This is a genomic window from Achromobacter sp. 1014246743, assembly GCF_059760725.1.
The window spans coordinates 15,673-29,477 of record NZ_JCBANA010000076.1; the positions used below are offsets into that span (position 1 = coordinate 15,673).

The 13,805-nt window shown below is 67.6% G+C and carries 13 protein-coding genes and 1 pseudogene; 7 read left to right on the forward strand and 7 right to left on the reverse strand.

The window, feature by feature from the left end:
• From AC6LJ2_RS25180 to AC6LJ2_RS25190, 3 genes are all read right to left on the reverse strand, one after another.
• Nucleotides 1–471, reverse strand: coding sequence for a tripartite tricarboxylate transporter TctB family protein (locus AC6LJ2_RS25180; RefSeq protein ID WP_263913381.1), 471 nt, complete (start codon nucleotides 469–471; stop codon nucleotides 1–3).
• A gap of 253 nt (nucleotides 472–724) precedes the next feature.
• Entirely contained in the window at nucleotides 725–1,204 is a 480-nt protein-coding gene (locus tag AC6LJ2_RS25185) for a nuclear transport factor 2 family protein (protein ID WP_445658981.1), read from the reverse strand.
• On the reverse strand, nucleotides 1,201–1,827 hold the full coding sequence (locus tag AC6LJ2_RS25190; protein WP_498152421.1) for a TetR/AcrR family transcriptional regulator: 627 nt from the start codon (nucleotides 1,825–1,827) through the stop codon (nucleotides 1,201–1,203). Before AC6LJ2_RS25190 ends, AC6LJ2_RS25185 begins: the two co-directional genes overlap by 4 nt.
• A gap of 391 nt (nucleotides 1,828–2,218) precedes the next feature.
• Here AC6LJ2_RS25190 and AC6LJ2_RS25195 point away from each other — a divergent pair, with 391 nt between their 5' ends.
• Nucleotides 2,219–2,368 (forward strand): hypothetical protein, encoded by a 150-nt coding sequence (locus tag AC6LJ2_RS25195; protein ID WP_263913378.1) that lies wholly within the window; start codon nucleotides 2,219–2,221, stop codon nucleotides 2,366–2,368.
• Nucleotides 2,369–2,427: 59 nt separating this feature from the next.
• Here the strand turns inward: AC6LJ2_RS25195 and AC6LJ2_RS25200 are convergent, their stop codons facing one another.
• Both AC6LJ2_RS25200 and soxR read right to left on the reverse strand, forming a co-directional pair.
• Nucleotides 2,428–4,191: a GGDEF domain-containing protein gene (locus AC6LJ2_RS25200; protein ID WP_498152422.1), complete on the reverse strand. Its 1,764-nt coding sequence runs from the start codon at nucleotides 4,189–4,191 to the stop codon at nucleotides 2,428–2,430.
• Between the two features lie 239 nt (nucleotides 4,192–4,430).
• Nucleotides 4,431–4,895, reverse strand: coding sequence for a redox-sensitive transcriptional activator SoxR (gene soxR, locus AC6LJ2_RS25205; RefSeq protein ID WP_263913376.1), 465 nt, complete (start codon nucleotides 4,893–4,895; stop codon nucleotides 4,431–4,433).
• A 109-nt stretch (nucleotides 4,896–5,004) separates the two neighbouring features.
• Here soxR and AC6LJ2_RS25210 point away from each other — a divergent pair, with 109 nt between their 5' ends.
• Nucleotides 5,005–5,436, forward strand: a complete 432-nt coding sequence (locus AC6LJ2_RS25210; protein ID WP_498152423.1) for a DoxX family protein — start codon at nucleotides 5,005–5,007, stop codon at nucleotides 5,434–5,436.
• Nucleotides 5,437–5,508: 72 nt separating this feature from the next.
• Here the strand turns inward: AC6LJ2_RS25210 and AC6LJ2_RS25215 are convergent, their stop codons facing one another.
• A complete protein-coding gene (locus tag AC6LJ2_RS25215; RefSeq protein ID WP_445658984.1) occupies nucleotides 5,509–7,071 on the reverse strand; it encodes a GGDEF domain-containing protein in 1,563 nt (520 codons plus the stop codon).
• Between the two features lie 106 nt (nucleotides 7,072–7,177).
• On the reverse strand, nucleotides 7,178–8,260 hold the full coding sequence (locus AC6LJ2_RS25220) for a site-specific integrase (protein ID WP_263913375.1): 1,083 nt from the start codon (nucleotides 8,258–8,260) through the stop codon (nucleotides 7,178–7,180).
• Between the two features lie 264 nt (nucleotides 8,261–8,524).
• Here AC6LJ2_RS25220 and AC6LJ2_RS25225 point away from each other — a divergent pair, with 264 nt between their 5' ends.
• The 5 genes and pseudogenes from AC6LJ2_RS25225 to AC6LJ2_RS25245 form a co-directional block, all read left to right on the forward strand.
• On the forward strand, nucleotides 8,525–9,886 hold the full coding sequence (locus AC6LJ2_RS25225) for a hypothetical protein (protein ID WP_498152424.1): 1,362 nt from the start codon (nucleotides 8,525–8,527) through the stop codon (nucleotides 9,884–9,886).
• Between the two features lie 4 nt (nucleotides 9,887–9,890).
• Nucleotides 9,891–11,288: a TolC family protein gene (locus AC6LJ2_RS25230; RefSeq protein WP_263913373.1), complete on the forward strand. Its 1,398-nt coding sequence runs from the start codon at nucleotides 9,891–9,893 to the stop codon at nucleotides 11,286–11,288.
• Entirely contained in the window at nucleotides 11,285–11,776 is a 492-nt protein-coding gene (locus AC6LJ2_RS25235) for a hypothetical protein (protein WP_263913372.1), read from the forward strand. The genes AC6LJ2_RS25230 and AC6LJ2_RS25235 overlap by 4 nt, the downstream gene beginning before the upstream one ends.
• Nucleotides 11,773–13,149 carry an HlyD family type I secretion periplasmic adaptor subunit gene (locus AC6LJ2_RS25240; RefSeq protein ID WP_263913371.1) on the forward strand — a complete coding sequence of 459 codons (1,377 nt, stop codon included), beginning with the start codon at nucleotides 11,773–11,775 and terminating at the stop codon, nucleotides 13,147–13,149. Before AC6LJ2_RS25235 ends, AC6LJ2_RS25240 begins: the two co-directional genes overlap by 4 nt.
• Before the next feature lie 34 nt (nucleotides 13,150–13,183).
• Nucleotides 13,184–13,805 (forward strand): annotated as a pseudogene (locus AC6LJ2_RS25245) (hypothetical protein); the annotation flags it as partial.

Sequence of the window (13,805 nt, forward strand, 5' to 3'; positions counted from 1 at the left end):
TCAGCCCCAGCGAAACAGCGGAAACTGCAGCTGCAGCGCCCAGGAGAAAACGGCCACGCCCAGAATGGTCACGCCCACGGCCAGCACCGCGGCGCTGCGCAGCGTGTGCTGACGGTCGCCCAGCGCCGAAATGAAGACCAGCGCGAACGTGGCGGGAATCAGGCCGCCGTACTTGCCGAACAGGATGAACGCCATCAGGCCGCCGATGATGCAGCCCCAGCCGCGCCATTGCGGCGCCGGGATGTCTTCGGCGTCTTCTTCCGTGGTCAGCGGCGAGTAGGCCATGCGCGCGATGATCAGGCCCAGAAGGACCAGGAGCACCCCGAGAATGGCGGGGAACAGGCCCGGCCCCATGCGTGCCAGGCTGCCCAGGGTGTAGGTGGATGCCTGCGCGATGGCCCCCAGGCCCAGCACGATCATCGTGCCCGCGGCCCAGAGCTCGCGCTTGATGGCGCTGCGTTTTGACTGCATTGGATCATTCCTCCCTTTGTTGTTGCTTTTCTTAGACCTGACTTCGGTCTGAAAAATAGCTGACAGTCCAATGAATGCGGGAGTCTAAAAACTCAAACTTCCGATCACCTTTCAGGGATGAAAAAAAATTTCAATGCAAGGCGACGAGCGCGAAACCCTTGCGGGAAATCCCTAGGGCATCGCGGCCGCAAACGCGCGTTTCGACGGCAGGGAAAGGCGACGCGCCACGCGATGGCGCGCGTCGCCGCAAGCGCTACAGGCCCAGTTCGGACAGCCCCGGATGGTCATCCGGCCGACGGCCCAGCGGCCAGTGGAACTTGCGTTCCGATGCCTTGATGGGCAGGTCGTTGATGCAGGCGTAGCGGTGGATCATCAAGCCGTCTTCGCCGAATTCCCAGTTCTCGTTGCCATACGAGCGGAACCAGTTGCCGGAATCGTCGTGCCATTCGTAGGCATAGCGCACCGCGATGCGGTTGCCGGTAAACGCCCACAGTTCCTTGATCAGGCGGTAGTCCAGTTCCTTGGCCCATTTGCGCGCCAGGAAGGCGCGCGCTTCGTCGCGGTTCTTGACGAACTCTGCGCGGTTGCGCCAGCGCGTATCCAGGCTGTAGGCCAACGCCACCTTGTCCGGGTCGCGACTGTTCCAGCCGTCTTCGGCCAGCCGGACTTTCTGGATGGCGCTGTCGTGGGTGAAGGGAGGCAGTGGGGGGCGGGGGGCGCTCGTGGAGGTCATCGCGGTTTCCTTACGGGTGGGGGGGAAGGGGAAGCTGGGCCGAGCAAGGCCTGGGCCACGCGTTGCGCGCTGTCGGCAATGGCGGGATCGCGCGACACCAGGGCCACCGCGATGGCGCCGTCGATCAGCACCAGCAGTTGCCGCGCGGCCTCGTCGGGGTCGGGCAGGGCGGCGGCCGCGGTCAATTCGCGCACGTAGGCCAACAGGCGCGCCTTGTGCTCGCGCGCCACGGCCAGGATCGGGCTGGCGTCGTCGCCGATCTCGCCGGCCGCATTCAGGAAGGCGCAGCCACGAAAGCCTGGCGAGGCAAACCAGTCTCGCAACGCGTCGAACAGGGACAGCAGGCGCGCACGCGGCGTGGCCGCGGCCGAGGTGGCGTCGATGAACCACTGCATCCAGCGCTCGTCCCGCGCGCCGAGTGCGGCGGCCACCAGCGCGTCCTTGTTGGGATACAGCTGGTACACGGTCTTGCGCGCCACGCCGGAGGTCTTGACGATCTGATCCATGCCGGTGGCATGAATGCCGCCCGCATAGACCAGTTGTTCGGTGGCGCGCAACAGCCGTTGCCGCGGGTCGGGCAGGGCGGCAGAAGGGGTGGGGGAGTCAGCGGCGCGGGAGGTCATGGAGAATGATCGTTCTATCGGTGTGAAGAGATAGTAGAACGATCATTCTCCGGCGTCAATGACCCGATGGGTCAGATGTATCAAGCCATTATTTTCTGGCTTTTTCTTTTAATTTTAGGTAAACTACTTTTATCTCGTCGTTGAGTTCTCGTCATTGCGTCATGATCATAAAGTCATGGCCATTGCGCCAGGGCATGAACCCCGCAGCACCCATGCCCATACGTCATTTCTACAACAAGCCACCAACGACAACGAGATCCCTCCCAGGGCCACGCCCTGGCGCCCGTTCCTGATGCACCCCCTCTGCATAACCTTCGCATCCCGGGCGCGCTCGATACCCGTGTTGTGTGCCTGCGCAGGGCAGGCCGACACCGCAAACAGGAGTACGCACATGTCCCAACTGATCAGCAAGAAATCGCGCATCGAGATTCCGCCGCTGAACTGGAAGGCGCCTGACACGCGTCCGGACCCTGAAGTCATTCCTCGTCCGGCCGATACCGAGCCATCCGAAGACAAGCACGCCGCTCACGCGCCCGCCTGATCCCGCCGTACCCCACCCACTGACCGCCGCCCGCAGCCTCTGCCGGCGGCGGTTTTCATTCAGGCCACTTCGCCGGGCACCACTCGGTTCTTGCCGCCCATCTTGGCCCGATAGAGCAGTTCGTCCGCATGCCGGAACAGCGTGTCGGCGGCGCCCGCGTTGCGCCACGACACGTACGCCACGCCAAAGCTGGCGGTCAGGGCGAAGACGGTGCCGTTCTCGGCAGGCACGCGGGCCTGGGCGATACGCATCCGCATGCGTTCGGCCGCCTGCACCGCCTGGTCGGCCGTGCCGGTATGGCAGAGCACCGCGAATTCCTCGCCGCCCACCCGGGCCACCACGTCCGCCTGGCGCCAGGTCTGGCGGCACAGATCGGCCACGGCCTTCAAGGCCTGGTCACCGCTGGCATGGCCGTAGGTATCGTTGATGCCCTTGAAATCGTCGATGTCGAACAGGATGAAGGCCAGCACCGCGTCCGAGCCGCGCCATTGCGCCAGCGCCTGCTCGAAGCGGCCTTCGAACGCGCGCCGGTTCAGCAACCCGGTCAGGAAATCGGTTTCGGCCATGACGGCCAGGTCGACGATCAGGCGGTCGCGTTCGCGTTCCAGGCGCTGGCGGGCCGAGGCGTTGTCTTCCAGCACGCGCAACGCCCGGAACATGCCGTCGACCTCGCCGCGGTACTTGCCGACGGGAATGGATGCGGTCGCGGCCCCGTTGGCGATGGCGCCGATGATGCGAGTGGCCTGCACGAACGGCCGGATCACGCGACGCCGGAACTGCCCCAGTGACAGCAGCAAGGCCGCGGCCAGCATGGCGGCCGCCACGAGCGTGACGATCAGCAGCCGGACCGCATCGCGGCGGTGCAGGCGCATGCTGTCTTCGATGCTGTCCAGCATCTGGTCGCGAAACTGCGTGATGGATGCCATCAGCGGCACGTAGGTGCTGGCCAGGTCACCCGTGGTGATCTCGGTGCCGCCCGGTTGCAAGGCGGCCATGTCGCGAACGTCTTGCAGGTACCGCATGCCTTCGCCGAAGTACAGCCGCTGCATGTCCAGGTACGCCATCGATGCGCGCAGTTCCGGGCGGGTGGCGATGCGGGCTTGCAGCAGGGCATGCAGCTGGTCCAGGCGTCCCAGCACCCGTTCGATGCGGTACTGGTCGGCCTCGGTCAGTTGCCGCCGCTTGGCCAGCGCGGGCGTGAAGGTGGACCCGAGCAGGCCGGCCTGTTCGCGCAGGTCGCTGGCAAGCAGCGCCAGGCTGAGCAGGCCGGGCGCATCGGCCTCGTTCTTCATGACCACGGCCACGCTGTCGGCCATGGCGGCCTGCAGTTCGGGCACCAACGCCACCATGCCATTGACCGCCGTCAGCACGCTGTAGCCGGACACGGTGTCGCGCGGCGCGGCGATCAGCGCGTCGGCCTGGGTGCGGGCCTGGATCAGCGCGTAGCGGATGCGTTGGAGGTTGGTGAATGCCTTGGCGCTATCGGGATGGAGAGGCGCGCGATGCAGGGCCAGCAGCTCGGCGATGCAGGTATCGCTGCGATCGCGGGCCGCCTGCAGCGCATCAAGCAGCGGCGCGGGCACGGGATAGGGGGAACCCAGCGCCGCATTCATGGGGCCGCGTTCGGCCGAAACCCTTTCCATGGCGATGACGGTGGCCCGTACGACGCTGAACGCGCGCAGCGCCTCGCCGGTGGAGACATAGGCGTGGCGACTCTGGAGCAGCAGTATCCCGGTCAAGACCGACATCGGCAGCACGACCCCGGCCGCCAGGATCAGAAAATAGCGTTCAAGGGACTTGATCGAAAATCGACTGCGCAACATATACGGGGGGGCCGGCCTGATGCGATGTTTCTGTGCGCGCAGGATACTGTAAATGCCGGGTCGGCAGGCCTGACTCGGTCGGACATTTGCGGGGGTTTCCGGCCCGTGCGCAACACTATGTCAATCGAATACAAGCCGTTGCGCAAGGAAGGGCAATCAATGCGAATCATTGCCTGGCGACCGATTGCACGCCTGCCCGAAGGGGGCTCATGCCAGGCGCCTTGTCGTGCTGGCAGGCCCTAGGGCCGCTCCAGGATTCGCGGGCCGGGGCCGTCGCGGCCCAGCACGTCGTCGGGATTGCGCAGCGGACAGTCCTGCAGCGACAGGCAGCCGCAGCCGATGCAGCTGTCCAGTTCGTCGCGCAGCCGCGTCAGCTTGCGGATGCGTTCGTCCAGATTTTCGCGCCATTGCGAGGACAGCGCTTTCCATTGCGCGGGCGTGAGCTTGTTGCCATCTTGCGGAAAGCGCGCCATGGCTTCGCGGATTTCCTCCAGCGGAATGCCGGTGCGCTGCGCCACCTTGATGATGGCGATGTAGCGCAGCACGATGACCGGGTAGCGCCGCTGGTTGCCGCCGCTGCGCGAGCTCTGGATCAGGCCCTTGGATTCGTAGAAGTGCAGGGTGGACACCGGTACCCCGCTGCGCCGGGCCACTTCGCCCACCGTCATGAGGCGCGTGCTGTCGTTCGGCTTGTCGCCTGCCATGGATATTGACCTCAAGTTAGCTTGAGGTTTTATAGTCCGTCGCGCCGCATTTGGCAACCCAGCCCCGCCGCGTGGCCCGTCGGGCCGCGGCCCTCCAGGAACAGGACGCATGCAGACCCCGCCGTTCATCGCGCAATTTATCGATCCCCTTCTTCAAAGCGACGGACTCTGGTTCATCGCCCGGCTCTGCCTCGCGGTGGTGTTCATTGCGTCGGGCGCGGCCAAGGTGCTTGATTTTCGTCGCGGCGTCGCCGAAATGCGCGACGCCGGGCTGAAACCGGCCGTCCTGGTCAATATCCTGGTGGCCGCATTGATGCTCGGCGGTTCCGTGCTGATCCTGGCCGACCGCGCACTGTGGCTGGCGGCCGCGGCGCTGGGCGTGTTCCTGCTGCTCACGATCGTGATCGTGCATGCCTTCTGGCGGCTGCCGCCGCCGCAGGCCAAGCTGGCGCTGTTCTTTGCGCTGGAGCACGTGTCGGTGGTGGGCGGCCTGATCGCGGCCGCCATCGCCAGCCACTTCAGGGCGTTGACCGGCCACTAGGTGGCCGCGGCAGGCAACGACGCCTGGCCCGGGGCCGCAAGCGGTCGCCCGGCCAGGCGTGGCCGCCGTCTCTCAGGCCGTGCCGTGCAGCACCACCCGGTTGCGACCTTGCTGCTTGGCGGCATACAGGGCGGCGTCGGCCGCATGGAAGGCCTGGGCCACGTCCGGCCCGGCGGCCGGCCATTGGGCCACGCCGGCCGACACGGTGATGTGGCCGACCTGGCTGATGTCGCGTCCTTCGATACGGCCGCGCAGGCGCTCGGCCACGATCGCGGCCTCGGTGGGGGCGACCCCGGGCAGCAGGATCAGGAATTCCTCGCCACCGTTGCGGCACAGAATGTCGCTGGGCCGGGAACAGTCCCGCATCAATTGCGCCACGCCCTGGATCACCTGGTCGCCGATCGTGTGGCCGTACGTGTCGTTGACCCGCTTGAAGTGGTCGATGTCCAGCGCCACCACCGAGAATGGCGTGGCCGAGGCCTGCAGGTGTTCCACGGCATCCTGCGTGCCGCGGCGGTTGCGCAGGCCGGTCAGCGGGTCGGTGATGGTGGCCAGGTTCAGCCTGCCGATCTTCTCCTGCAGGCTGGTGAAGCTCCAGATCACCGCCCGTTTCAGGCGCTCGGCCTCGAAATACCAGGCTTTCACCGATTTCACCCGCTGCATGGCGACGGCGACGTCGTGGTGTTCGACGTTGGTGGCCAGTTGCGACAGCGGCAGCGAGATCTGCCGCGCACACCACCAGATCGCCAGCAGGAACACGATCGCCAGCGGCGCGGCGTAGCCCACCAGGGCCCAGACGAGATCGCGGATCGGTTCGAGCGTGGCCTCGGCGGGCCGCTGCGCCACCACGCCCCAGCCGCTGGCGGGCACCGGCGCATAGCCGGCCAGCATGTCCACGCCTTTCGAGTTCACGACGCGCCGGGCCCCGGCCTGGCCCGCCACCACGGCATCGATCACCGCATTGCCGGCAATGCGCTCGCCCACCCGGTGCGGATCGGTGTGGTAGATCAGGCGGCCGTCGGCGTCCACCACATATAGGTAGGAGCCGTCCGTGTAATGGTGCTTGCCCAGCAGGTCCTGCAGGGCACTGTCCTTGCGCAGGTGCAGGGTGCCGGCCAGGTAACCCAGGTAACGGCCGTCGGCCGAGAACACCGGATGCGACAGGTTGATCAGCAGGTTGCCGGCGATGGACACGTAGGGTTTGCTGATCAGCGGTTGGCGCGCGGCCAGTGCGGCCCGGCTGCCTGGGCTGTCGACCCGGGTGCCCAGGAAGTTGCGGAAGTTCTGGGTCGTGGCCACGATCAGGCCATCGGCGTCCACCACGCCCACCGAGTTGAAGTTGTCGGTCTGCTCCTGCACGCGCCGCACCTCGGCGGCCAGTTGATCGGGCGCGTCCATGTGCTCGGCGATCTGGTGGGCGCTGTAGCTCAGCTGGCGCTGCGCCGCTTTCAGGAAGTAGCTGGCGCTTTCGGCCAGCTTGGCCGCGTAGACGCGGTTTGATTCCAGCGTGTTGGCAATGAGCTGCTCGCGTTGCAGGCGGTAGCTGGCATACAGGGCGTTGGCAGTGCCGGCAAGCGCGCTGAACACCGTAAGCGCGAGCACCAGGCCGCGCAGATTGATTCGCAGGGGGAACACAGCAGGCTCGGACCTCGGGACGGGCGCGGCGACTGCGCCGGGCAGGCGCCATTGTATGCAAGCGGCCGACTGCGCCAATCGGCAGGCCAGCCGGTGCGCGTTGGCGCTATTCGCCCTTGACGTCGGGATCGCTATCCAGTAAGCGAGCCGCGCGCGAGCGCGGCGCGGCGCCGGCGCGGAAATAGCCCATGACGGTGGCCACGCTGGCATGGCCGGTCATGGCCATGGTGTCGCCCAGCGGCACGTTCTGGCGGCCCGCTTCGGTGACGTAGCCCGAGCGCAGGCTGTGGGCCGAGAAGTCGCCTTCGATGCCCGCCAGGCGGCAGCGTTCCTGGACGATGGCGCGCACCGCGGCGGCGGCCAGGGGTTCGCCGACGACGTCGCCGCGGCGGATGCGCCGAAACAGCGCGCCTTCGCGGATGCCGCTGGCGGCCAGCCAGGCATCCAGCGCCCGGGCGGCGGCACCGGCGATGGGCTTGCGGTCTTGCGCGCGGTCGACGCCGGACTGGTTGGTCTTGGAATGGGACAGGACGTAAAGGTAGTCGTCGCCGGCGCGGCGGGTATTTTCCATCGTTGCACCGACCACCTCGGACCGCCGCCGCCCGCCGCTGGCCCAGGCGAACAGCAGCAGCGCCCGGTCGCGCAGGCCGCGCAGCGAATCGTCGCAGGTATCCAGCAAGGCTTGCAGCGGCTCGCGCGTCAGGGCGTCCTTGCGGGCCGGCGTGACGCCGCGGCGGGCATAGGCGCGGCGGGTCCTGGCCAGCAGCTCGCGCACCGCCGGGGCGTGGCAGGGGTTGGGCAGGCCACGCAGCGCATGGGCCTTGGACAGCACCGACAGGCGCTGCAGCAGGGTATTCAGGCTGGGCGGGCCCGGACGCGCCTTGGCCTTCAGGCGCACCAGTTCCTGGTCCAGGGCGGGCGGCAGTTCCCATTGCAGGCCCTGGCCGGTGCTGCGCTGGGCGTGGTCCACCACGAACTGGACGACGGCGGCCTCGGACAGCGGCAGGGCAAAGGGCTGCCCGTAGCGCAGGCCGAACCACGCCGACCAGTAGCGGATGGCGGCGCGGTAGCTGGCCGCCGTATTGGGCGAACTGCCCTCGCGCAGCAGCTCGCGCGCGGCGGCGTCGGCCTGGCGGTCGAGCGAGCGAGGGTCCAGCAGGGGCAGCGGGGTGGGGGCGGACGCAAGCATGTGGGGCAGGGCGGGGCGCTATCGGCAGGCAAGCGGGCGGCTGCGGGCCACCGTAGGACGAAAACTCATCAGGGATCGGAAGTTTCCTACATTTCGGCCGCGCCGCCGTTGATATTCTCAAAAGCTCTCAGGCCCCGTCCATGGCGCGGGTCTTTCCAAGGGCCCCCAAAGCGATATGCCGTTGCCAAGCAAGGCTGTCGGCCGGGGCCGACTGGCTGACCGCCGATCGGCAAGCCAAGGCTAACCCACACCGAGCTGACTCCTATGAGAATCCGTCGACCTATCATCATCATGAGTGCGCTGTTTGGCGCATCCATCGCCTCGGCCATCTGGTTCGCGGACGGCATCGTCGAAACCTGGCACCACAACCCCACGGCCAACAGCGCCATTCTAGCCATGTTCGCCGTCGGCCTGCTGTACACGCTGTACTGCGCCATCGGCCTCTGGAAAGGCCAGCGGCAATGGTCGCGGCTCGAGGCCCAGGCCGGCAGCTGGCGCGATGCGCAGCGCCTGAAAGGGGTGATGGCATTTTTCAACGGGCGTCTTGAACACGAACTGGGCAGCCCCAACGCGGGGCTGCGCGACCACGTCATCCATTCCTTCGAAGAAGTCCTGAACCTGCGTGCCCGGCTGACCGAGTACATGGCAGGGCTGCTGATCGGCCTGGGCCTGCTGGGCACCTTTCTCGGTCTGATGGCCACCATGGGCAGCATCGGCGAGGTGCTCAAGTCGCTCAACGGCAACGGCGGCGTGCAGGCCATGCTCGAAAGCCTGTCCGTGCCGCTGTCCGGCATGGCGTCGGCGTTCTCCGCATCACTGATGGGCCTGCTGGGCTCCTTGCTGATGGGCGCCGTGGCCCAGTTCATGTCCGACGCCAACGACAACCTGGTGCAGCGCATCCGCACCTGGTCGCAACAGGTCGAAGCCAACGAAGGCGACATCAGCGACGCCTCGGCCTCCTTCCTGGAAGGCGCCTCGTCGTCCGACACGCCCCTGACCGTACGCTGGAACGGCGCCGCCGAGGCGCTGGAAGTGCTGCGGTCGATGCGCGACCAGGCCCTCGACCGCGACCGGGCCGTGCTTGAAGGCTTCTCGGTACTGTGCCTGGCGGCCAAGGAACAAAGCGCCCACCAGGCCGATATCCGCGACGCCACCCGCGAAAGCGCGCGCCAGTTGCTGGAATTGCGTACCCAGATCGGCCTGCTGACGGCGCTGGGCGAAACCCAGCTGCAGGCGCAAGGCGCCATGAAGGACGCGCTGCGCGGCATGGCGGCGGGCATGGCGCGGGCCGCCGGCTCGCTCGACGAGAACCGGGTGGCGGTCGGCGGCGCGGTGCGCGGCCTGTCGCATACGCTGGCGGCGCTGGCGCAGGCCAGCGAAGGCGCCGAGCGCAAGCTGGACGCCATCGAGCAGGCCATGGGCCGCGGCGCGGCGCAGCTGGCGCTGATGACCCAAAGCGTCATGTCCCAACAGGACGCCTCGCTGGAATTGGTGCGGCGCGTGTCGTCGCTGGCCAATCAGCACGCGGTGGCGGCCGCCGAGGCCGGCGGCGCCTCGCCCGCCGGCGAGCGCCGCGGCGCGGCCGAGCTGCGCCCCTCCCACAACCCCCAACCGGTCGAGGCCTGAACTCATGAAGACACTGCTACCGCTCGCGCTGGTCCTGCCGTTATGGCTGGGCCTGATGGCGCCGGCGCTTGGCACCGATACCGCCGAACCCGTGCCGGGCACCGATCTCGGCGCGCCGGCCTCCGCTGCCCACCCGCCCACCGGCCGGTCGATTTCCCTTGCCGAGGCCTTGGCCATGGCCCAGAGCTACTCGATGCGCCTGCAGATGGCGTCGGCCCGGGTCGACGCCGCGCAGGCGGGCATCGCCACCGCGCGTTCCGCCTACTACCCCAAGCTGCAGGCCATGGCCAAGACCGAAGACGCCATCGACCGCCGCTACGAGGGCTATCGCCGCACCAACGACGAATACGGCCAGACCCAGGTCAGCCTGCAGTACACCGCGCTGGATTTCGGCCGCCGCAAGGCGGAGCTGACCCGCAGCGAATTCAACAAGCAGGGCAGCGAGCTGGCGCTGCGCCAGGAAGCGTCCGATCTGCAGTTCGATACCGTGCGGGCCTACGTCGACAGCGAACGCTACCGTCGCATGCTGATCATCGCCCACGAGCACACGGCCGAACTGCGCCGCCTGGCGACCCTGATGGAAGAGCGGGTCCGCGGCGGCCTGTCGCCGCAATCCGAGGTCATCCGCAGCCGCCTGGCGCTGACCAACGCCCAGAACCGCCTGAAGACCATCGCCAAGAATTTCGACCAGGCGCAGCAGTCGCTGCGTGCGCTCACCGGCGAAACCGTGCGCAGCGAGCCCATCGGGGTGAAGCTTGACGCCATCGAGGTGCCCGCCGACGTGCTGGCCTCGTCGATCGAAGGCAATTTCTCGCTGCAATCGCTGCGCGCCCAGCTGAGCGGCGCCGACGCCGGCGTGGATCGCGCCCGGGCCGACCGCTATCCCAAGGTCGACGTCATGGCGTCCTACAAAAAGCCGTTCCAGGACGACGTCCGCGGCCTGGGCATGAATGTGTACGCGCAGGTCTCGATGGACATCTTCGACGGCGGCCTCAAGAGCGCGCGGGTCGACGAGGCCGGCGCGGCGCAGCGCGAGGCGCGCGCCCGGTACGAGTCCACCCGCCGCGAGCTGCGCGATGCCGCCGACCGCCTGGTGTTCGACATCAACACCAGCTACGACCAATGGCGGCTCAGCGCCCTGGGCCTGACCGAAGCCGCCCGCACGCAGTCGCTGTACCTGGAGGAATTCCGCCTGGGCAGCCGCAGCCTGAACGACCTGATCTCGGCCCAGAACGACTATTTCGCGCAAGGGGTCGACAACATCGACGCCTACAGCAACTACATCCTGTCCGTGCTGGGGCTGTTCCATGTGGCCGGCCGCATGGCCGATGGCCTGGACACCCTGCGCCTGGTGACCTCCGCGTCCGGCTACGGCACCCCCTTTCAAAAGGAAACCCAATGAGTTCAAAGTCCTCGGGCCATTTCTGGCCCGCCTACGTCGACCTGATGACCGTGCTGCTGATGGTGTTCATGTTGCTGACGCTGCTGTTCCAGATGGTGGCCAGCATCGCCCGCATGCAGGAAGGCCTGAAGGTCACGACGGCCGCGTCCATGGACAAAGCCGCCGACGCGCACCAGGGCGCCCTGACGCTGACGTTCGCCAACCCCGAGGCGCCGCTGCAAGACGGGCAAAAAAAGGAGGTGCAGGCATGGCTGCACGCCAACCTGGAAGGCATCGCCACGTCGGGGCTGACCATCTCGGCCCACATTCCGGCCGAAGGCGGCGAAGTCGGCAGGCGCCTGTCGTCGCAGTTTTCCCGCACGCTGGAAATCAAGCGCATTGCCGCCGAGCTGCAGGTCGACGAGCACAAGCTGTTCATCGTCAACCAGCTTGATGGCGCACTGGAAGTCGCGGGCCGGATCCAGCTGTATCTGGGGCGCCAGCCATGACCGCACCGTCCATCCCGACGCCAGCCCGCCCGGACGACGCGCCGGCGGCGCACGTCTGGCGCGCGCGGGCAGGGCGGCTGGGCCGCCGCCTGGCGTCGTGGCGGCCGCGTACGGTCACCGGCTACGTCGCATTGGGCCTGCTGGTGTTTCTGGCGTGGTCCGCGGCGTTTCCGCTGGATGTCTACGTGCGGGGCAATGGCGTCGTGCGGGTCGAGCGCCACAATATCCTGATCCAGGCCCAGGAGGGCGGCGTCATCCGCAACATGGCGGTCAAGGAAGGCGACATGGTCACCACCGGCACGTTGCTGGCCGAGGTCGAGAACACCACGGTGGACGAGGCCTACGCCAAGAGTGCAGCCACCCGCGCCTCGCTGCTGGCCAAGGAATACCGCCTGCAGCGCGAGATTGCCGGCGAACCGATGCCGGTTGCCGCGCCCGCCGATTTCGCCGCGGCCAGCGCGGCCGACACCTCGGCCGGGGCGCTGGCCGAGGCCTATGCGGGCGAACTCGAAACCTACCGCCTGCGTCAGTCGGCGCAGGGACAATCGGAATCGGTGCTGGCGGCGCAGATGTCGCAGCGCGAAGCCGAAGCCCAGGAACTCAAGAGCCAGGCGACCGACCTGCAGAAAGAGGCCGCCCTGCAAGAGCGGCAGGTGCGCATGATCGAACCGATGGTCAAGTCCGGTGCGGCCGCCGAAGGCGTGCTGCTGCAAAAACGGGCCGACCTGCAACGTATCCGTTCGTCGCTGAACCAGGCGCGTGCGCGCCTGCCGCGGGTCGAAGCCGAGAAAAAAGAGGCGCAATCGCGCCTGGGCCAGGTGCGGGCCGACTTCCTGTCCCATGCGCGCCAGGAACTGAACGAGGCGCAGATGCAGCTGTCGCGCATCGGGGCCGAAGCCCATGCCAATACCGGACGCAAGGAGGCCGCCCGCATCCTGTCCCCGGGTGACGGCCAGGTGCATCGCGTCATTGCGCCGCACGAAGGCATGGTCATCAAGCCCGGCGGCGACCTGATCGAACTGTCGCCGACCGATGTGCCGCTGGTGGCCGAGATCAAGGTCAAACCCGAAGATCGCGACCATATCTGGGTCGGCATGGACGGGCGGGTGCGCATCAGCGCATTGTCCGGCGCGGGCAGGGCGCTGCCCGCCCGTGTCACCGTCATCAGCCCCGATGCCGTCAGCGAACCCAATGGCGACCGTCACTACATCGTGTCCCTGTCCGTGGACGCCGGCGAGCAGATGCGGCGGGTGCGCCCCGGCATGAGCGTCGAGGCCTTTCTCGAGGCCGGCCAGCGCACCGTGCTCGCCTATCTCGCCAAACCCATCTACCAGGCTGCCGAAACCGCGTTGTCCGAACCCGGCGGCCACTGATTCCTTCCCCCCCAACCTCATAGCGGAAATCCTCATGACCACTACCAATACCGCCACGTTGCCGGACCCGGGGCTTGCCCCCGTTTCCACGGTGATCTACACCCGGGCGGAAAACCAGATCAACATGGACGGCGCCACGGTGACGGTGCTGATCGACGGCGCCGACGTGGTGCTCCAGTCGCCCGACGGCAAGACCCTGATCCTGCCGCTGGCGGCCGAACTGGCCTCGTACGAGCACAATCTCTATACCCTCAAGTTTGCCGACGGCAAGGTGCTTACGTCCGACGACGTGTTGCGCCTGGGCAAGGTCGTCAACATCGACGCGGCGGCCACCGCCACTCCCGCTGCCGCCACGCCCGCCGCCGCGGCCGATGCAAAGGTGGTCGAAAAGGTGGTCGAGAAAGTCGTGGAAGAGGTCGTGGTGGTCGAGCAAGAGGCCCCGCAGGACACGGCCACCGGCCAGAACGGCGATGGCGGCCATCAGCGCACGGACGCGCTGTCGCTCACCAAGCCCACCGAGGTCCACGTGGCCGACGGCGACGTGCCCTTCCGGATGATGGCCTCGTCGGGGGCCGCGCCGGAAGATCCCGCGCAGCCTGAGCCGCCGCCCCCGCCGCCGCCGCCACCGCCCCCCCCGCCGCCGCCTCCGCCTCCGC